The sequence below is a fragment of the Flintibacter muris genome, from assembly GCF_943192995.1.
Lineage (GTDB): Bacteria > Bacillota > Clostridia > Oscillospirales > Oscillospiraceae > Lawsonibacter > Lawsonibacter muris.
This window is the reverse complement of record NZ_CALPCP010000001.1, coordinates 391,121-411,141: the sequence shown is the minus strand read 5'-3', so window position 1 is coordinate 411,141 and position 20,021 is coordinate 391,121. Positions and strand designations below refer to the sequence as shown.

Below are 20,021 nucleotides of genomic sequence, written 5' to 3'. Positions count from 1 at the left end.
CAGATGGATTCAAGAGGGGCTGGGCTTGGGCCCAGCCCCTCTTTTCCTGCGCTTGAAAAAGGATGCGCCCCCTTTTTCAAACGCAAGAAAAGAGAGGAGATTGGATATGACAAGGCCTGTTTTGTCCATCGGAATCATTTTTAAAAACGAAATCCGCTGCCTGGAGCGGTGCTTAAAGTCCCTCCAGCCCCTGCAAAAGGCCGTTCCCTGCGAGCTGGTCATGGCCGACACCGGCTCTGACGACGGCAGCAGGGAGGTGGCGGAGAAGTACGCGGATATCCTGTTTGATTTTCCCTGGATCAACGACTTTTCCGCCGCCCGGAACGCGGTGATGGACCGCTGTTCCGGCAAGTGGTATTTTTCCATCGACGCCGACGAGTGGCTGGACGAGGACGTCAGCGCGCTGGTCAAATTTTTCACCGACGGTACCGAGAAGCACTATGACGTCTGTGGGCTGACGGAGCGCAATTACGACACCTATGACGTAAACGGAGGCTACGGCGTCTTTATGCCCTGGCGGCTGCTGCGGCTGTCCACCGGGGTGCGGTACAGCGGCGCGATTCATGAAGGCTGGGGAAATCGGGCGGGCTTGCGGCAGGTTGTGCTGGCAAATGCCCTGCTGCACCACGACGGCTATGTGGAGATCAACACCACAAGCGCCGCCGGCAAGGAAAAACGGGCGCGGAATATGCCCCTCCTGCGAAAAAAGCTGGAGGACGCCCCGGAGGATTTGATGGCCTTTCAGCAATTTATTGAGAGCGGACAGTGGGAGAAAGATTTTGACGAAAAGCTTCGCCAGGCCGTGTCACTGGTGGAACGTCAGGTGAAATTTTGGGACATACTGGGTGGATCTATTTTCCGCTACGCCATCATTTTCGGCATAACAAGAGATCTTCCAGAGAAGGAGGAATGGATTCAAAAAGCGGAGGAGCTGTTTTCCAACTCCTATTTTATCCGCCTGGATGGGGCGTTCATGGCCGCTATGTATTACATGACTCAGGAAGACTTTGTAAAATGTGCCCACTGGAGTGAGATTGGCCTGCGGGCCCACAAGGATTTTCGGGCGGGACGGGGCGATATTCGCTGTCAGGCAGTTGGTGTCCTTCAAAGATGCACTCCGCTGTGTGAGGCGTGCTTCCAGATTATGCTGGCCCGGTCCTATGTGGAGATCGGCCGTCCCGGTAAGGCTTTGCCTTTGCTGAGCGGTATGGATTTCAAGCTGCTGGATGCCCAGTGGACGGGAAACCTGCTGGAAACCCTGCAGCAGCTCCATTTTAAGGGCAAGGAGGGTGCATCTGCCCTAATCGGAAAGGTATGGGAGGATATTCAGGCTCCCGTTCCCAGCGAGGAACGGGCGAACCAGCGCAGGGAGAAATTCCTCCGCGTAGCCTCCCGACGCTTCAAGCCAGACTACCTGAAGCTTGAGCTTGAAGACCCTGACTGCCGCCGTCCAGTCTATACGCTCTATACCCCGCTGCAGGGCAAGTGCATTCTTGGCGATGCCGCAGCGGTTTTAGAATCGGAAGATCCGGATGACATTGCGGCTGTGCTGAGCGGTGTGGAAAATTTGAATGAGCTGCCCTCTTCCGTCTTAGTTCACGCGCTCCAGACAGGCATCTGTTTCCCTCTGCCGGACCGGATGATAAACATCGAGGAGATGGACATTCTGGCGGCCCAGCTGGCGGAGAACCATGATGCGCTGCACAGAATTCTGACACAGGCGGCAGAGAAGGATTTTGCCGGAAACTGGCAGGCACTGGCCTGGGTGCGGGGTCTGGCCCTGGCGGCGGTACAGACATACGGCTGGGAGGACGGGAGTGCCGGATTGCAGCTGGCGCAGACCTTCGCCAAGGTAGAACAGATCTTCCTGACCAGCTGCTACACGCCGGAAACCCTTCGGAAGGAAAACCTGTTTGTGCTGCCGCCGATGCACCGCTTCGGCTGGTATTGCGTTCAGGCTTTCAACGCCTTGGAGGCGGGCGATTCCGTGGGTTATGTGCGCCTTTTGAGAGAGGGACTTGTTGCTCATAAGTCTATGAAGAAGATGGTGGAATTTCTGGTAGAGCACACCCCGCAGCTCCAAAATCCTCCCCAGGAGCTCCAGGAACTGGCAGATAAGGTACGTACTTTACTGGCAGCATATGAGCCCAATGATCCGGCGGTGGCAGCCATTAAACAAAGTTCGGCATATCAAAAAGTGGCCTATCTCATTGAGGGCGTTGAAGCTCCTGTAATGGGAGGTTTGGCACAATGAAGGCTGTCATTTTGGCCGGCGGTCTGGGCACCCGGATCAGTGAGGAGAGCTACTTAAAGCCCAAGCCCATGATTACCATCGGGGAGCAGCCCATTTTGTGGCACATCATGAAATACTACTCCCACTTCAACTTCCACGACTTCGTCATCTGCTGCGGCTACAAGGGCCACGTCATCAAGGAGTATTTTGCCGACTACTACCTTCACCGCTCCGACGTGACTTTCGACTTCTCTGACGAAAACCGCATGACAGTCCATCAGAACGTGGCTGAGCCCTGGCGGGTGACGTTAGTGGACACCGGCCTGAATACCCAAACCGGCGCCCGGGTGAAGCGGGTGCAGAAATACATCGGGGACGAGCCCTTCATGCTGACCTACGGCGACGGGGTGAGTGACGTGAATTTAAATGCCCTGCTGGAACAGCATCGGGCTTCTGGAAAGCTTGCGACCCTCACTGGTGTCCAGCCTGGAGGCCGCTTCGGTGTGCTGGACCTGGAGGGACAGACAGTGGTTGGTTTCCGGGAAAAGGCCAAGGAGGACGGCGGCTGGATCAACGGCGGCTTCATGGTCATGGAGCCGGAGGTGTTCGGCTATCTCAGCGAGGAGGAAAACTGTGTCCTGGAGCGGACCCCCATGGAGACGCTGGCCCGGGAGGGAAAACTGGGTATCTATAAGCACAGCGGTTTCTGGCAGTGCATGGACACCCAGCGGGACAAAAACTGGCTGGAGGAGCGCTGGACCAGAGGAACCGCCCCTTGGCGGGTTTGGGAATAGATTTGGGAGGAAACTTATGGAAATTTTACGGGCGAAAACGTTAAATCTCCGACAGACTGGGGCGTTATCTCCGAAACGTGCGGCAAACAGTACATTAAACCAGAAGGAAGCTCTGATGCAGAAGACGGTTTTGGATTCTGCGCCTCAGCGTTTGGTGCTGGAACTGACAAATCAGTGCAACCTAAATTGTATCATGTGCGGCCGAAATGCGGCGGATTTTAAACCGACGCAATTCCAGTTGGAATGGTTGGATTATTTTGAGCCCATTAGAGATCAGGTGGAAGAAGTAACATTGATGGGCTGGGGTGAGCCTACAGTACATCCGGATTTTGTAAAGTTTCTCAAATGGGCATATGACTGTGGTATGCGAAAGTATTTCTGCACAAATGGAATGCGGTTGGAGCAGCTAACCTCTGCTCTATTTGCGTATCACACAGATATTTTTGCGGTAAGTTTGGACGGTGCGGATGCTCCGACTAACGAGAGAATTCGACGGGGTGTGGATTTTCACCGAGTGATTCGCTCACTGGAAGCAATCAACCGCAAAAAGGCGATGGAAAAACTGGAGTATCCCTACAACAATTTTGTGTTTACCGCGATGAAGCAGAATATTGAACAGCTGCCTGCGCTGGTACGTTTGGCGGGGGATATTGGAATGAACGAGGTAAAGGCCGTCTTTTTGACCGCCTTTGACGAATGGGGCCGGGAGCAGACACTGTTTTATGATATGGAGTTGGTTCGGGACATTTTTGCGCAGGCAGAGGAAGAGGCCCGGCGGTTGGGAGTAGCTTTGAAACTGCCCCACCTGTGCGGAGAGGACCCGGCAGGAGATATGGCTCACAAGACCTGCTATGTGGGTTGGAGGGATTTTTTCCTGGGCTCGGATGGGTATATTCGCTCGTGTATGTCTACGGCGCAAAAACTGTTCCACATTTCTCAGTATCCTGATTTCTGGTCTATGTGGAATGCGAAGGAGTACCAGCGCCATCGGGAGATTGTAAATAGTGCATCTATGATTTCCCATTGTGCGAATTGCTACCAATCCTCCTTTGCGAACTGGAATAAACGGGAGAGCTTCATTCAAATCGGGCAGGATTTTGCACCAGTTTGGGAAAAAGAAAATTGACAAATAGGGGTAGGTACAATGGAAAATTTTTATGAGCTGGCAGAGCGCATGAAACAGATCTACGACGCCTTGCAGGATGAAAAATCGCGGGAGATTTTCTGGGCGCGGCTGCGGTATGATATGGAACCAGTGCAAAGAAACGCCTTTCAACTGGAAGAACTGTCGGAGGTATACCTTGATTCAATCCAAGCGTGCATGTGCGATATGCCAGACAAAAAGATGATTTTGTACGGTGCGGGCGCTTATGGACGGCTTGTCGGAGCGAGAATCCTGCAAAGCGGAAAAGATTTTTGGGGATACTGCGATCAGAAAGCGGAGAAAGAGACAGTGTATGTAACGATACAGGGGAAGGAAAAGCCAGTTTATTCTCCTGAGTATTTATTTCAATCTCCACAAGATTATTGCGTGGTAATCACGGCAACAGATTCTTTTATGGAAATCATGGAATTACTGTGGCAAAGACAGTTTCCAGCGGACCATATTCTGCCTTGCATACATATGAAGCAATATTTTGATTTTCCAGAATGCTTTCAGTCGGGCACCGCTTTTGTAGATATTGGTTGTTGTGATAGTATGGACAGTATCCGCTTTGCGCAGTGGAGTCGGGGAAAATACTCTAAAATTCTCGCGTTCGAACCGGAGGAAGCAAATTACAAAAAATGTTTGGAAAATGCACAGCGAGCAGGAATTCAGAATTTTGAAGTTGTAGAAGCGGCCTTGAGTAATTGTGCTGGAGAACAGAAGTTCACAGCGGAACTTGGCACAAGTTCGCACCTTTTAGAAACAACGTCCGCTACAGAATCTTTGAACAATAAAAACAACTTAAATGGAGTTGTAAAGACTGTGCGCATCTGTAAGCTGGACGATTTCACGAATGAGACAACAGTTGGATTTATCAAAATGGATATTGAAGGAGCCGAATTTGATTCGCTCCAAGGTGCGCAGAAGACTATTCAAAGAGATAAGCCACTACTTGCAATCTGCGTCTATCATCGTAGAGGCGATGTTTTGGCAATTATGGATTATTTGCATTCTGTAGTTCCGGACTATCGTTTCTGGCTGCGTCACTATGGGCCACTGCAAAATGAAACCGTATTGTACGCGGCAATATGATGTGTCAGGTGTGAACGAGGGGAGTCATATGAAAAATTGGATGGAGGCACAGATTCAAGACGCACTGCGTACTGATTTTGAACAGGGAGCAAGGAACTTTGTTATTTTTCCACATGGCATAACGGGTGAGGTGACGAAACGCATATTGAATGATACATTTCATGTATCAGAACTTTTTACGGTTGACAATACACTCTGCCGCTATAATCCTAAAATTAAAGATATTTCATATTTAAAATCTTATCTATCGGAGCATTCATGTGACAACATCCACTTAATTGTTGCAACTCAGAATGTTGAAATACAAAAGTATATCATCGAGCAAAATTTGCCAGTAAAGCTTATCATCCCATTTCCAGTTAACCGTCCCAGGGGAAGCTACGGACCTTTAGTTGAAAATCAGAGTTTTATTAAATCTATCGGCGCTTTTTGTTGCTTTGCGCCAGGTACAGCCGTAGTAGAAAACCATCCGCTTGACTGTGTAACGCAACATACATTCATTTATACATCTGGCATACCGCCTGAAATTCAAAACTTAAAACGCAGTATTTTCGATTTCAATACAGGTGTTACTATTGGAAACGATGTCTGGTTGGGTTGGAATGTAATCCTTACAAATGGAGTCAAGATTGGGAACGGTGTTCGTGCAGCCGCAGGAGCTGTGATAACGAAAGACGTCCCAGATTATGCTGTTGTAGCCGGCGTACCGGCCAAAATCATCAAATACCGATTTACACCGGATCAGATCAGGAAGCTGAACGAAATTGCATGGTGGGAATGGTCAGATGAAAAGATCAGGGATTGTTACGATGATTTCCTCGACATTGACATATTTCTCCAGAAGCACTATTCTGCTGCAAATTAGGAGGTTTTATGGAACAATTTGTTGAACTCAATACGGATGGTCTGGAGGGCCCTCAGGTCGGGAATGATTTATTTCAGAACCGGTCAGCATTATCCCAAACGCTTCAGCAAACCGCGAACGCGGAGGTTACTGTCTTTGTCCAGGCCTACAACCGGCTGGATAAAACAAAGCGGTGCGTGGAGAGTATCTTGCAAAATACGCAGGGAATCGACTACGAACTGCTTCTGCTGGATAATGGCTCCGAAGACGGGACTCTGGATTTCTTCCGTACGATTCCATATGAAAAAAAACGAATCATCCATATTACCAAAAATATCGGCGGAGTATACGCGCAATTTGCGTATGGCTTAAACGATATAGGGCAGTTCCTGGTTTCAGTCAGCAATGATTTGATTCTTACGCCCCACTGGCTGGAGAATCTTTTGATCTGCATCAAGTCCGACCCGAAAATTGGGATGGTAAATCCGGTTTCCTCAAACACCTCCAATTTGCAGGAAGTTGACATTTCCTATGGCTCATATCAGGAAATGCAGCGGAAAGCGGAGCGTTTCAACCGTTCAGACCCGCGAAAGTGGGAAGACCGGCAGAGGCTCATCACTTTGGGCACTCTGATGCGGAAGGAACTGCTGCTGGCTCTTGGCTGGCCCATGGCGGATCTTGGATTTTTTCATGATTTTGCGGATGATGACCTGAGTTTCTCTGTCCGCCGCCTGGGCTATCGGACGGTACTGGCCGGTGACACCTGGATCTGCCATGACCACGATATCTGGCACGGGGAGGGAAAAGACCCGGTCCAATTTCATCAGTCGCTGAAAATCGGCAGGGCCAATTTTATAGAAAAATATTTCGGCGTAGATGCCTGGAGTGACGTCAACAATTATTATATTCCGTATTTGGAGCACTTCCCGGCTCCGGACAGGGCGGACGGGAAACAAATTCTTGGGATTGATGTGCGGTGCGGCACGCCTATTCTGGATATCAAGAACTGGCTGCGCAAAGCGGGGATTTTTCATGCGGATTTGTCCGCTTTCACACAGGATCCGAAGTATTGGCTGGATTTGAAAACGATATGTAAGGGCCCGGTTATCTGTGACCGGGAGGAATTTTTATTGGATTCTTTTATTCAGGAAAGCTTTGACTATGTATTGGTTGACCGGCCGCTTAACCGGTATCACGAACCGGTAAAAATACTGCGGGATATGTTTGCGCTGTGTAAAAAGGGCGGATATCTAATCTGTAAGCTGCTGAACGCCTATTCATTCCGAGAATATCTGAACCAACTGGGACAACGGGAGGTTTATAATCCCCAAGTTTCCTACAATATTTCTCTGGAGCAGTTCCAAAGTCTATTGAGCAGGAGTGGAAAGATTTGTTTCATGATGAATTTGAACGCCAATCTGGACAAGGAAAACCAGCGGATTCTATCCACTTTGCTGCCGACCGAGCTGTCTGATCAGGCAAAGTCGGCGGCGCTGCAAAGGCTGCTGTGTGAAGAATACCTGTTTGTGGTCAAAAAGGAAGGCGGGATCGGAGGTCAAAAGTGAGGATCGTCCATATCACAGCCCATCTGGGCGGCGGAATTGGACAGGCCATTTCCGCTCTAGTTACAAAAGAGAACAGGCACAGCCACCGCATTCTGACATTGGAGCAGTTGGAAAAGAAAAAATTTGCGGATTTGTGCCGAAAAGCTGGAGCGGAAGTGATAGAGCAGCCAGATATGGAAGAGTTGCGTCAAGAATTGCTTTGGAGCGATCTGACTGTGCTGCACTGGTGGGATCATCCAATGATGGCCAACCTCTTGGCTCATTGTCCGGCTGTTCCAATCCGGTGTATACTCTGGTGCCACATTTCAGGCTGCAGCTATCCGGCTTTACCGTTTGCTCTGCTGAATCAAGCGCAATATGTATTTTTTACAACTCCCTATTCCTATGAGAACCGAGAGTGGACTCAGGAGCAGCGCGAGAGGATTCAATCGAAGTCTTGCGTAGTCTATGGGAGCGGCCTTCTTTCTGCGCACAGCGCTAAAACCGAGTACGGCTTGAGAAATGGAATCTGCCATATTGGATACGCAGGCACATTTGCCCGCAGTAAAATGCATGAAAGTTTTCCCCAAATGTGCCAGGCCATTCTGGAGCGGAATCCGGACTGTGTTTTTTTGCTGGCCGGTGACAGTGAGGCGGGGGGATGGATTCTGGAGCAGGCGGAACATATGGGTATTCAAGATCATATCCGGATGCTTGGATACCTGGACGACATGAGCGAGTTCTGGAACGAAATTGACATTTTTGGCTATCCATTGAACCCACAGCATTTTGGAACGACGGAAAACGTAGTATTGGAAGCGTTTCAGGCCGGTCTGCCTGTTGTGATGCTGAAACAGGCGGCGGAGACCTATATTTTGTCCGACCCGTCCGCTGGGATTTTAGCGGACGGGCTGCTGGGCTATGTGGATGCAATCGTGTCTTTGAGCCGGGAGAAGGAGCACCGGCGATCTTTAGGGGAACAGGCACGGCGGTATGTGTGCAGCAAGTATGCACACAGTAAAATCGTGGAAAATTTTCAGGCGGAGGCAGAGAAGCTGGGCGGCTGTAAAAAACGTGTCGTTCGGTTTCAGGACGCTTTGGGAGAAATGCCAATCCAATGGCTGCTGAGTGGGATGCCGTCATACCTGCGCAGACCGTTTGAAGAGATTTTGCAGGGGGCTTGGACGGACGCGAAAGCACAGACCTTCTGGGCTAGCTGTCCTTATATCTTAAAAGAGCGGTCCAAAAGCTCTATTCCCCACTTTCTGCGTACCTTTCCGAAGGATGAGGCCCTGCAATTTTTGAAGGCAAAATTTAAGCTTCCAGAGTGATACGCAAAACATACGTTAAAGTGCGGTGACTGTAAAACGGAGATGAGATGAGTTGGACAATATGTTTGCAAATGCGCTGAAGCAGTTTCAGGGGCGTGATGTTTTTCTTTATGGAGCGGGTGGGTTTGGCGTTGAGATGCTGTGCCGTCTCCGCTCCGCTGGAATCCAGCCGAGGGCATTTCTGGATCAAAATGCGGAACAAATCCAGCAGCGGGAGGGAGTTCCGGTTTACACTGCACAAAGCGCACCGCTTGAATTCAGAAGCGGTACAGTTTTGTTCTGCATTGTGATGGACCGGGAGCAAAGGCGGGAGGTCCTCTCATGGCTAAAAGGGCTTGGCTATCGTTTTATTGTTGAGGGACAGTCTCTCCGGGTACTTCTGGTCCAGCCGGACGATGGGATTGAGGAGCCTGTCTACTTTAAAAACAGGCGTGAGAAGATCCAATCTGCGCGGGAGCTGTTTCGTGAGGATTTCAGCCGGACATTGTACGACAAGATTGTATATAGCCATTGGACCAGGGATTACACAGGTTGTGCCGAGCTGGAAAGTCCGATGTGGGAGCAGTATTTTCCGCCGGATATTCCGCTGTCCAAGGGTTATATGCGTTTTGTGGACTGCGGCGGCTATACCGGCGATACGGTAACCTGCCTGACAGACCGCAAGGGTGCGGTGGAGGCCTGCGCTGTGTTTGAGCCGGACTCTCGGAACTACATCAAAATGGTGGAAAATACCGCCAGTCTAAAGGAAAAAATCGGTCAGAGGCTCTGTTTTCCCTGCGCCGTAAGTCAGACGGCAGAGCAGCTCCGATTTGCTGCGGGAACTGGATCGGGCAGCCTGTCGGCTGCCGGGGAGAGCGTGGTACAGACAGTTTCTCTGGATCAGGCAATTCCGGATTTTCATCCGACGATGCTCAAAATGGATATTGAAGGTGCTGAGTTGCTGGCGCTTCAGGGGGCGCAGGAGCTGATACGGGCGGACCGGCCTGATCTTGCTGTTTGCGTTTATCATGCGATCAATCATATTTGGGACATTCCCCTGCTGCTTGACAGCTGGAAACTTGGCTATCGCTTTTACCTGCGCAGCTATAATGCGTATACCATGGAAACTGTGCTTTATGCCAGTGTATAGGAGGAAGAGGAAAGCATGAAATGCAATATGGAACGGATGCAGCTGCACCAATGCCTGCCGTTGCCAGCGCCGTTGTCGGTACATATTTTTCCATCGTTTTTCTGCAATTTCAAGTGTCAATATTGTCTGCACAACCTGAGTTCCGAAAGTCTGGAGGCGAAAGGCTTCCAAAAGCAGTTTATGGACTTCGCAGTCTACCAAAAGGCAATTCAGGATATGTCAGCCCGGGGATGGCATCTGAAGGCACTGATTTTTGCGGGGCACGGCGAGCCGCTGCTGCATCCGGATATATCGGCCATGGTCGCACTGGCCAAAGAGAAGCGGATTGCGGATCGAATTGAAATTGTGACCAATGCCTCAATGCTGACCCATAAGTTGTCCGATGCCTTGATTGCGGCGGGACTGGACCGGCTGCGCATTTCCCTTCAAGGGGTGACCGCACAGCAGTATCAAACTATTTCGGGCGTCGAGCTGGATTTTGACGCGTTTTGGGAGCAGATACGATATTTTTATCAGCATAAGACAGACACAGAGGTCTACATCAAAATCATTGATCTCGCATTGCAGGGAGCGGAAGAACGTTTTGAAGCTCTGTGCCGGGAGGCGTCGGATGTACATGCCATCGAATACGCAATTCCCTTTGTGCCGGAAATTGACCTGGGTCAGCTTTCCGGAAACTGCAAACAGGGGAACAGACAGCGCTCAAATGTCTGCTCCATGCCCTTTTATATGATGATATTGTATCCAAACGGTGATGTAGTTCCCTGCTGCGCCACACAGCCGCCCGCAGTGCTTGGAAATATAAAGACAGATGATTTTACAGAGCTCTGGCACTCTTCTCAGCAAATACGCTTCCTGCTGCGTCAGCTGGAGGGAGCAGGCGGGATTCCGGTTTGCGATTCCTGTGCAGTTCCAGCGTTTGGTTTGCAGGAGGGCGATTATCTGGATGGCTGCGAGTCGGAACTGAAACTGGCATACAAAACGCTGCTGGAAAAGGAGGAGGCTCAATGAAGGCAAACATACAGGCGGGGTATAACCACAACCGTCAAAAATTGGCGGAGCTGGTTCCCTTGAGCACTCCGTTTGCGCTCCATATCGCGCCGACACATCGGTGCAACTTTCGATGCCACTATTGTACGCATGGGCTGGGTGCGGTGGGAAAGCAGAAGGCCGGCCTGACGGAAACGGATTTTCCGGTGGAATATCTGCCTCGACTGGTCGAACAGGTAAAGGAATTTACAGAACCGCTGAAAATGATTTCGTTTACGGGTCTGGGGGAGTCTCTGCTTTATCCTGAACTGCCGAAAATGATCCGCCTCCTGTCCCAGGCGCAGTCGGCGGAAACCTATGACATTATTACCAACGGATACTTGCTTACGCCGGAAAAAACTGACCAGCTGATTGCGGCCGGACTGAACAATTTGCGGATTTCCTTACAGGGGCTGACTGCGGAAAAATACAGGGAGGTCTCCGGGGTTAAGATTGATTATGACCAGCTGTTTAGAAATATTGAATATTTTTATCACAATAAGGGAAATTGCAAACTGAATATCAAGATTATTGACAGCTGTCTGGAACACCCGGAGGATGAACAGGTATTCTATCAGATGTTCGGAGATTTGTGTGACACGATTTTTGTGGAGCATTTGGTGGAAGTACAGCTCAGTATGGCAGAAAAATATGAAGGGTTATCTATTGACACAAGCCGGACAATGTTTCAGGAAAAAGCAGAAGACCGCATCGCATGTCCATATCCTTTTTATATGCTGCAAATCGACGCCAATGGAAATGTGTTTCCCTGCTGTCCGCTTGGACTTCCCCTTGAGTTATCCGTGGGAAATATGTTTCAGGATACCTTGAAGCATATTTGGCATGGAAAGAAGCTGTACGATTTGTGGACGCAGAACTTAAAAGGAAAGCGGAGCGAACATCCGGTTTGCGGACGCTGCACCGCCTACCAGTGCTTTACACCGCCGGAGGACAATCTGGACCTGGAGCGGGAGCAAATTTTAAAGAAGGTTGAGGAGAGAGGGTATGTCTGAGATCAAGCCGTTTTCCGGAGTGGACGGGCGGGTGAAGCTGGCAGAAGCCGTTCCGCTGGAAGCGCCCTTCACATTAAATCTTTTTCCATCCAATCTCTGTAATTTCCGATGCAACTACTGCGCGCAAAGCCGGGGAGGCGCGGTATTAGCCCAGGAATACCAAATGAATGGAGAGATGATGACCCTGGATACTCTGGATCGAGTGATCGAGCAGAGCAAAGGGTTCACCAGGCCATACAAGCTGGTTTCTTTTATGGGGCACGGCGAGCCGCTGTGCAATCCGGACTTGCCGGAAATGGTCCAGCGCGTAAAGCAAGCGGGCATTGCCGAGCGTGTGGATATCATTACAAACGCTTCCCTGCTTACAGCCCGCACAGCCCAGGCCCTTGTGAGCGCGGGACTGGATGTCCTTCGGGTTTCACTGCAGGGGATTTCTACGGAGAGCTATCGCAGAACATGCGGGAATGCGATCCCATTTGAAAAGATGCTGGCACAGCTTCAATACTTTTATCAGATTCGGGGCCAGTGCAAGCTTTTTGTCAAAACAATGGACGTTACGCTGAGCGGTGAAGAGAATCAGGAATTCTACCGGATTTTTGCAAACTGTACGGACAGAATGTATATCGACAAGGTAAAACCGGTATATAGCGGCGTAGAGTACACGGAGCAGGAGCGGGACCTGTCAGAGGACCGATATGGAAAGCGGCACGAGGATCGCCGTGTTTGTGCACAGCCCTTTTACATGCTCAGCGTATGGCCCGATGGCGATGTTGCCCCATGTGACGCAATTTATCGGGCGAATCCGTTAGGAAATGTGCATACAGGAGATTTAGTGGATATGTGGCGGTCCAGTTCACTGTTAGAGTTTTGGAAAATGCAGCTAAACTGTGAACGGGATACCCATCCGGCCTGCAGTAAATGCTGTGCGCCGAATGATGTGCAGCATGAGAGTGATTCTCTGGATGAGGACCGGGCGGCTATTATGCAGAAGCTGGAGGAAATGCCGCAATGACACAGTTTTTATTTCAAAAAACCGAGATTTTGGGATTGCTGCGAATTAAACCTTTTTATGCCCCTGACGAGCGGGGATACCTCTCCAAAACCTTTGAAAAAACTATTTTCGCGGAGCATGGTATCAATCTGGCCCCTTGGGAGGAGCTGCGCTCCTGTTCCAGGAAGGGTGTATTGCGCGGCCTCCACTTCCAGCGCCGGCACAGTCAGGACAAGCTGGTGCAGGTTCTTCACGGCGCGGTTTACGATGTGGCGGTGGATTTGCGCCCAGGATCAGAGACCTTCGGCAAATGGGCGGGCTTCTATCTGACCGCAGAAAACCACCAACTGCTCTACATACCCAAAGGCTTTGCTCACGGTTTCTTAGCCCTGGAGGATGACACCCTGTTCAGCTATCTGTGCGGCGACCGTTATGACCCGGAGTCGGACGGCGGCATCTGCTGGGATGATCCCCAGCTGGCCGTCAGCTGGCCGCTGGACCGGGTGGAGCAGACGATTATTTCAGAAAAGGACGCCGCCTTGCCCACGCTGGCGGAATATCGGGCGTCCATGTGAACAGGAGCGCAGAATGATACAGAAACTGACGATTTCTCCCAACCAGATCAGCGATTATACCTGTGTTACCATCAATTCACAGGGACCGCTCAGCAGCTTCCCCTTCCTGTCTGTCGATCGGGACAGCTACCTTGTTGGCGTTGAGGTACAAAGCGGCATTAACTTTGACCCGGCGGGCGGACGGCACTGCATCGCCATTGGAAAGGGCTGCTCCCTGGCCGAGTCCATCACATTTATGATCGACCTGAACCACGATTATGCCTCGGTCTGCCAGGGAGCAGTATCCTTTCTTTCAAAATCCCCTTCGCACAGCAGAGCGCCGCGGAAAGGTTCTATTATCCTTCAAAACGACGTCTGGGTCGGCCATGGCGCAACCGTTATGGCTGGAGTGACCCTTCACAACGGCTGTGTTGTTGCAGCGGACGCTGTCGTCACAAAGGATGTGCCACCCTATGCCATTGTGGGGGGAAATCCCGCCAAAATCCTCCGCTACCGGTTTGATAGCGATATCATTGACGCATTGCAAAAAATTGCCTGGTGGGATTGGGACCCTCAGACCCAGCGGCTGCGGCAGGAGGATTTTTTGCTGCCCGTACCGGAGTTTGTTGCAAAATATCTGCCAGAGGCAGAGCAGCGGATACAAGGGCCCACAACTGTCCCCCCCCCCCGGACATTGGCATGCGAAACTATCCACCCTCCGAAGACAGTTCTGGTAATTCCGGATTTTTCGGACGCATATCCTCTTTATCCCAGAATATTCGAGCAGTACTTTACGAAAAACCGGCCTGATCTGGCACTGTTAATTTATCTGTCCGCTAAGGACAGCACACCGGAAAATCTCAACTTGATTCAGAGAATCTTACGGCGGTATGAGAATTGTGACTGTGATGTGATTTTACAGACCGGGGAGACGTTGGAAGAATACGCCCTGTTTCAGTTGGCGGATTATTTTGTCACCACACGCAGCAAGGACACTGTGTTGCGTACCTGCCTGGCCGATCTCTGCCAGACAAAAATACTTTATGGCACCGATGACCCCATTTTCCACGCATAACATCCGGTACAGAAACGTGAGGAAACGCTATGAAACGTGTCTTAATCACTGGCATCACTGGTTATATCGGCTCCCGTTTGGCGCAAAAGCTTTTGCCTGACTGGGAGGTCTGCGGACTGGTTCGGGAGCCGCTGAATCTGGAGTACATCTCGGACATTGCGCCTCAAATAGAGATGTTCCGCTATGACGGCACCTATGACAGCATGAACGCCGCACTGGAGGCATGCCAGCCCGACCTTGTGTACCATCTGGCGACGTACTACACCGGAGGACACAGCGCGGAGCACATCCAAAAGCTGCTGGATTCCAACATCAGTATGGGCCTCCACCTGCTGGAGGCTATGTCGGAGCACGCTGTACCCGCTTTGGTCTATGCTTCCACAGTGATGGCGCACTATCAAGGGGAGGAATACCGGCCTGTCAATCTCTATGCTGCTACAAAACAGGCCTTTTCCGATTTGCTGGCCTACTATGTGGACGCCGGGCTGTTACGTACAGTGACCCTGGTCCTGTCTGATACCTATGGCCCCGGAGATCACCGGCCCAAGATTCTGAACTTAATCCGGAAGGCGGCACAGTCGGGAGAAAAAATGGCCCTCTCCACTGGGGAGCAGGACTATGACGTGGTGTATATTGACGATGTGGTTTCTGCGTTTCGTTTGGCGGGAGAGCAGCTTTTGCAAGGAAAATATCAGAACAGCATATTTCAAATTGTACCGAATTGTCCTCTGACATTACGGGAAACTGTTGAAAAAATGCTGCAAGTCAACAATTTGACTTTAAACGCCGGCTGGGGGGAGCGCCAGCCGGCGGAACGGGAAATGAAAAAGGCTGTCCGCATATATCCAAATTTGCCCGAATGGAAGGCAGAAGTCCCTTTACGGAATGGCTTAAAGCGTCTGGTGGAAAGAGATGTGAACGACGGGGCGTAGTCAAATGAATGTGATGGGAAACGGTTTGGGCCTGATCGAGCGCGTGAAACAGGGACAAGGCCGTCCCGCAAAATCTATGTCAAGCGGTTCACTACTCGAAAGAGACCACCTCAACCCGCTGTGCCACAGGCCATTCCCAGATTTTCGATTCTCGGAAGTCAAGACTTCTCAAAAGCGGAAGTCAAGAGTTCCGAAAAGCAGAAGCAAATTATACTGAATCAAATCAAACTGATTTTATCTATACAGCTCTATCTATCCTTCCATCAGGTTTCCAGCCAGAGACAGGATTGATAGATAGTTCGAGTGTAGGAGAGAAGTTGATGAAGCTATTTGCTATGAGCGTCTATGTGAACGATTTGCCCAGGATGATGTAGACGAAGTGGCAGAGCTTATGCTGGACCACTACGACGCCGGGTTCACCCTCCGCACCTACACCCATGCCCCCCGTCAGAAGCAGGATGAGGCCGCCCGGACCATGGGCAGCTTTATGACACAGGTAATGTAAAAAACAGAATCGACACACAGCAGGAGTGCCGGATTTTACGTCCGGCGCTCTTGCGTTGTTTCCGGATATTTCCCCGTGTGGGTCAGGCTGTGGGTCTTGACTGACTCTGGGCTAAAAAACAAGCGGCAACAGCAGCTTCAAAACGACACAAGCCAGTAAAAATGAAAGTAGGCGTAAAAATACAACAATCCCCAAATATCAGCCGATATTCAGGGATTATTGGAGCTGATGGTGGGAATCGAACCCACAACCTTCTCATTACGAGTGAGATGCTCTGCCATTGAGCCACATCAGCGTATTTGATTGTCTTTGCCCGGTCTGGTAATTACGAATCAACTACTCTACCGATCGAACTACACCAGCATGTCTATTATTATCAAGATACTTGCATATCTTACACCACAAAAGCCCATTTGTCAAGCCAGAAACATTGTTCTGCAGGACAACAAGCATTAAAAATAATTATGCGGAATGTCGTGACGAGTAAAGAATTTTAACGCAATAATGGAGTCCTTAATACAATGGGAAGTCTGAAATACGAAATTACTCAGAAGTGTAAGAAGTTGCAACAAACAGAAGAGGCCGATAGGGGCAGACAGTCTACAGCAAAAAGCTGGCGGGGTTACTTGGATGCTGCTGTAAAATATGGCGAGTGGTGCAAACGGCCATACCGATGCCGGCATTTTGAAGATTGCTTAGATAATGTCTACCCAAGTTAGACACAAATAGCGCCCCAAATAGCGATACAGCGAACGTGTACCGCAGCGATAAAAGCATCTGAGGTTTTGGCGCTGCGAGTGGCAATGCCCCTCCAACGTTTCAGGGATAGAAAGCAGTTTTCTACCAAGTGACGCAGCTTATAGAGATATTTATCGTAGTCACGCTGTTCTTTCCGATTCTTCTTCGGCGGAATCACGGGTTCCATCCCTGCCAAAACCGCATAGGACAGGATATCATTGCCAAGCTGTCCGAGGGCTACGGACAAGAGCAAGCGGCGCTGAAACAGTCCATAGAGGATCTGTCCTCTATCGTACACGCCGCCCGAGCGCAGGCGGTCGATGTCCAGAGCTTTCTGAAGATTGTAAAAAAGTACACCCAGCCCACCGAGCTGACCCCGGCCCTTTTGCGGGAGTTTGTGGAGAAAATCGTTGTCCATGCTCCCGATAAGTCCAGCGGCCACCGTGTTCAGCGCATCGACATACACTATAACTTCATTGGCAAGATAGATTTTTCCCCGGAATTTAGCCGGTATAGTAAAAAAACAACCGCATGACACCATAGTATCATGCGGTTGCCACCCAACAAAGAAAACTTCTTTATCAGACGCCCCCTCAAGGGGGGACTTTTTTCGCTTTAGGGAAGCTACCCAATGTGGAAGGAATATGTCAAGGTTTTCTCCTTGCCGGGTGCCAGGATGGCGCAGAAGGGCTTATCCTCAAACTTTCCGCTCTCGTTGTCGTAAGCAGCGCAGCCCTGCCAGGGCTCCAGGCACAGGTAGGGCGCCCCCGGATTGGTCCAGAAAGCCACCATGGGGAACTCGTGGAAGTCCAGGCACACACCCCGCCCGCTCTCCCGGTGGAGGAGGGAGACCTTTCCTGAACGCAGCATAGAAAAAATAATGGTGTCCATCTCAGCAAAGCTGCCGTAGTCCAGAGGGAGCATTCCGCTCTCATTCAGCATGGGCCTGCGGCCGTTGTGGCGGATGATGCCGCCGGCGTTCAGCAGATGACTGTCCGCATGCTCGGGCTCCTCAAAAAGGAGCTCGTAGTCCTCAAACCGCTCCCCCTCCCGGAGAGGACAGCGGATGGCGGTGTGACCCCCAATGCAGAAGGGCATGTGGTTGTCTCCCGTGTTGGCTATGGTAAAGGTGGTGGAAAATCCATCATCCAGCAACCGGTGGGTTGCTTTCAGAGAGAAGGGGAAGGGGTAGCGCTCCAGGGTCTCCCCGCTCTCCCGCAGCTCCAGGGCAACAAAGTCCTCCCCCTGTTCCACAGGAGAAAATTCCATCCTTCGGGCAAAGCCATGGCGGGCCATCTCAAAGGTCCTGCCTCCAATGTCGATCTTACCGTCCTTCAGCGAGCCCACTATGGGAAACAGAATGGGGTTCTGTCCCGACCAGAAGGCGGGGTCCCCCTCCCAGATATATTCCAGGCCGTCCCCGTCCCGGAAGGAGACCAGCTCCCCGCCCTTTGTCTGGGCCACGGCCCGCAAATCGCCTTTTTTCAGTTCAAATGTCACAACAGAATACCTCCATCTCCAAAAATGATCCACACACAGCTCCCTCTAGAGAGGGGAGCTTAAAACGCCACCTTTAAAAACAGCGCCACGCAGCACAAAATGACAGCGCAGGGGACGTACAGATACCGCCCCAAGCTGTACCACATCAGGCCAGAGGGCTTTTTCGCCCCCCGGTTGATCTCCTCCATCAGCTCATCCTTTTTCATAATCCAGAACCAGGACAGCGCCCCCAGGGTGGCTCCGATTGGGATGATATAGATGGATACGATATCCATCCAAGGGCCCCACTTGAAAATGGGCTCCATGTTCAGGCCAATGCCCAGGCAGATGACGCACAGCAAAGCCAGCATGGCCTTCCGGTTCAGCCTGGGGAAGCGGTGAAGCAGAGACTCGCCCACCGCCTCAAACATGTTTTGCAGGGAGCTCACCCCGGCAAAGACCATGGCAGTATACAGGATCACCGCGAACAGCCGGCCCAGGGGGATGTCCTGCAAAATCCGGGGCAGGGTGACAAAAAGCAGGGAGGGACCGGCCCCCACGTCCAGCCCGTAGGCAAAGCAGGCGGGAATAATCACCAGGGCGGCCACCAGAGCGGCAATGGTGTCAAACAGGGCGGTCTGCTTGGCCAGGGAGACCACATCCTCCTCAGAGTTGAGGTAGGCCCCGTAGACAATCATGCCGCTGCCCGTGATGGACAGGGAGAAGAAGGCCTGGCCCATGGCCCAGATCCACACCATGGGGTCCAGCAGATCGGCCCAGCGGGGGGTAAACATATATCGGTAGCCCTCAGCCGCCCCAGGGAGAAAGGCCACCCGGACGGCCAGGATCAGGAAAATGATAAAAAACACAGGCATCATCACCTTGTTGGTCCGCTCAATGCTTTTGGCCCCCAGCAGCAGGGTGAGCAGGGTGCCCACCACCACAACAACATGGAAGGGGACCACAGAGTAGTCCGCCAAAGAGAAGGAGTCAAACCAGGCACCGGTGTCCACCGTCATCAGCGACCCGCCCGCCGAGGCGGCAAAGGCTTTCAGCACATAGGCGATGATAACGGCGTAGCCAATGGCGATACACATGGACCCGGCCAGGGGCAGCCAGCCCAGGGTGGCTCCGGCGGTTCCCAGCTCCTTTTTGCGGCTGGACCAGGCCATCCGGTAGGAGCCCAGGGTGCCTGTGTGGGCCCGGCGGCCCACGGCGTACTCAGCGGACAGGCCCACCGTGCCGAACAGCATGATAAAAAACAGGTAGGCCAGCAGAAAGGCCCCGCCGCCGTTGCTGCCCATCTTGGCCGGAAAGCCCCATACATTGGCCATGCCCACGGCGGAGCCCACCGCCGAGAGGACAAAGCCCCAGCCGCTGGAAAATCTATGCTTTTTTGTATCCATAAAATCTCCTCATCCTCACTGTGTTTCTTTCTACAGACCGAGTATAATATAATCTGCACAAAAAAGCAACGAATAAATCAGAGCCAAAACCGAAAATTTACCAGAGTGGGGTTTTACAGGTGTCTATAGCAAACGTCAAAAATCCTGGAAAACGGGTCGGCCAGGGGCCGACCCCTACAGATGAT

At 51.4% G+C, this 20,021-nt stretch carries 18 protein-coding genes, 1 tRNA gene and 1 pseudogene; 16 read left to right on the top strand and 4 right to left on the bottom strand.

Annotated features, from left to right (window positions below; genetic code table 11):
- Nucleotides 1–106 precede the first annotated feature (106 nt).
- The 15 genes from NFS22_RS02175 to NFS22_RS23660 all read left to right on the top strand — a co-directional run bounded on the left by NFS22_RS02175 (nt 107) and on the right by NFS22_RS23660 (nt 16,213).
- Nucleotides 107–2,254, top strand: coding sequence for a glycosyltransferase (locus NFS22_RS02175; protein ID WP_251316128.1), 2,148 nt, complete (start codon nt 107–109; stop codon nt 2,252–2,254).
- A complete protein-coding gene (rfbF, locus tag NFS22_RS02170) occupies nt 2,251–3,027 on the top strand; it encodes a glucose-1-phosphate cytidylyltransferase (protein WP_251316127.1) in 777 nt (258 codons plus the stop codon). Before NFS22_RS02175 ends, rfbF begins: the two co-directional genes overlap by 4 nt.
- Nucleotides 3,028–3,043: 16 nt before the next feature.
- Nucleotides 3,044–4,153, top strand: coding sequence for a radical SAM protein (locus tag NFS22_RS02165; RefSeq protein WP_251316126.1), 1,110 nt, complete (start codon nt 3,044–3,046; stop codon nt 4,151–4,153).
- An 18-nt stretch (nt 4,154–4,171) separates the two neighbouring features.
- The gene (locus NFS22_RS02160) at nt 4,172–5,266 is read left to right on the top strand and encodes an FkbM family methyltransferase (protein WP_251316125.1); all 1,095 of its coding nucleotides are present in this window, start codon (nt 4,172–4,174) and stop codon (nt 5,264–5,266) included.
- A 28-nt stretch (nt 5,267–5,294) separates the two neighbouring features.
- A complete protein-coding gene (locus NFS22_RS02155) occupies nt 5,295–6,131 on the top strand; it encodes a CatB-related O-acetyltransferase (RefSeq protein ID WP_251316124.1) in 837 nt (278 codons plus the stop codon).
- 8 nt (nt 6,132–6,139) lie between these two features.
- The gene (locus NFS22_RS02150) at nt 6,140–7,675 is read left to right on the top strand and encodes a glycosyltransferase family 2 protein (RefSeq protein WP_251316123.1); all 1,536 of its coding nucleotides are present in this window, start codon (nt 6,140–6,142) and stop codon (nt 7,673–7,675) included.
- The gene (locus NFS22_RS02145; RefSeq protein ID WP_251316122.1) at nt 7,672–8,985 is read left to right on the top strand and encodes a glycosyltransferase family 4 protein; all 1,314 of its coding nucleotides are present in this window, start codon (nt 7,672–7,674) and stop codon (nt 8,983–8,985) included. Before NFS22_RS02150 ends, NFS22_RS02145 begins: the two co-directional genes overlap by 4 nt.
- Nucleotides 8,986–9,469: 484 nt before the next feature.
- Complete coding sequence (locus NFS22_RS02140) at nt 9,470–10,114, top strand: FkbM family methyltransferase (RefSeq protein ID WP_251316121.1); 645 nt, start codon at nt 9,470–9,472, stop codon at nt 10,112–10,114.
- 15 nt (nt 10,115–10,129) lie between these two features.
- A complete protein-coding gene (locus NFS22_RS02135) occupies nt 10,130–11,125 on the top strand; it encodes a radical SAM/SPASM domain-containing protein (RefSeq protein ID WP_251316120.1) in 996 nt (331 codons plus the stop codon).
- Entirely contained in the window at nt 11,008–12,156 is a 1,149-nt protein-coding gene (locus tag NFS22_RS02130) for a radical SAM/SPASM domain-containing protein (RefSeq protein WP_251316119.1), read from the top strand. The genes NFS22_RS02135 and NFS22_RS02130 overlap by 118 nt, the downstream gene beginning before the upstream one ends.
- The gene (locus tag NFS22_RS02125) at nt 12,149–13,168 is read left to right on the top strand and encodes a radical SAM/SPASM domain-containing protein (RefSeq protein WP_251316118.1); all 1,020 of its coding nucleotides are present in this window, start codon (nt 12,149–12,151) and stop codon (nt 13,166–13,168) included. The genes NFS22_RS02130 and NFS22_RS02125 overlap by 8 nt, the downstream gene beginning before the upstream one ends.
- Nucleotides 13,165–13,722: a dTDP-4-dehydrorhamnose 3,5-epimerase gene (gene rfbC / locus NFS22_RS02120; protein WP_251316117.1), complete on the top strand. Its 558-nt coding sequence runs from the start codon at nt 13,165–13,167 to the stop codon at nt 13,720–13,722. Before NFS22_RS02125 ends, rfbC begins: the two co-directional genes overlap by 4 nt.
- Before the next feature lie 13 nt (nt 13,723–13,735).
- Nucleotides 13,736–14,776, top strand: a complete 1,041-nt coding sequence (locus NFS22_RS02115; protein ID WP_251316116.1) for a CatB-related O-acetyltransferase — start codon at nt 13,736–13,738, stop codon at nt 14,774–14,776.
- A 29-nt stretch (nt 14,777–14,805) separates the two neighbouring features.
- Nucleotides 14,806–15,708 carry an NAD-dependent epimerase/dehydratase family protein gene (locus NFS22_RS02110; protein WP_251316115.1) on the top strand — a complete coding sequence of 301 codons (903 nt, stop codon included), beginning with the start codon at nt 14,806–14,808 and terminating at the stop codon, nt 15,706–15,708.
- Nucleotides 15,709–16,087: 379 nt separating this feature from the next.
- On the top strand, nt 16,088–16,213 hold the full coding sequence (locus tag NFS22_RS23660) for a hypothetical protein (protein WP_277614732.1): 126 nt from the start codon (nt 16,088–16,090) through the stop codon (nt 16,211–16,213).
- 220 nt (nt 16,214–16,433) lie between these two features.
- Here the strand turns inward: NFS22_RS23660 and NFS22_RS02105 are convergent.
- A tRNA-Thr gene (locus NFS22_RS02105) sits at nt 16,434–16,508 on the bottom strand.
- 420 nt (nt 16,509–16,928) lie between these two features.
- Nucleotides 16,929–17,147 (bottom strand): annotated as a pseudogene (locus NFS22_RS02100) (IS5/IS1182 family transposase); the annotation flags it as partial.
- On the opposite strand from NFS22_RS02100, the gene NFS22_RS02095 reads away from it, so the two are divergent.
- Nucleotides 17,061–17,486, top strand: a complete 426-nt coding sequence (locus NFS22_RS02095) for a DUF4368 domain-containing protein (protein WP_251316114.1) — start codon at nt 17,061–17,063, stop codon at nt 17,484–17,486. The pseudogene NFS22_RS02100 and the gene NFS22_RS02095 sit on opposite strands and share 87 nt — an antisense overlap.
- 89 nt (nt 17,487–17,575) lie before the next feature.
- Here NFS22_RS02095 and NFS22_RS02090 read toward each other — a convergent pair whose 3' ends face one another.
- Together NFS22_RS02090 and NFS22_RS02085 are read right to left on the bottom strand one after the other, a co-directional pair.
- Nucleotides 17,576–18,451 carry an aldose 1-epimerase family protein gene (locus tag NFS22_RS02090; protein ID WP_251316113.1) on the bottom strand — a complete coding sequence of 292 codons (876 nt, stop codon included), beginning with the start codon at nt 18,449–18,451 and terminating at the stop codon, nt 17,576–17,578.
- Between the two features lie 59 nt (nt 18,452–18,510).
- Nucleotides 18,511–19,836 carry a sodium-dependent transporter gene (locus tag NFS22_RS02085; RefSeq protein ID WP_251316112.1) on the bottom strand — a complete coding sequence of 442 codons (1,326 nt, stop codon included), beginning with the start codon at nt 19,834–19,836 and terminating at the stop codon, nt 18,511–18,513.
- Nucleotides 19,837–20,021 lie beyond the last annotated feature (185 nt).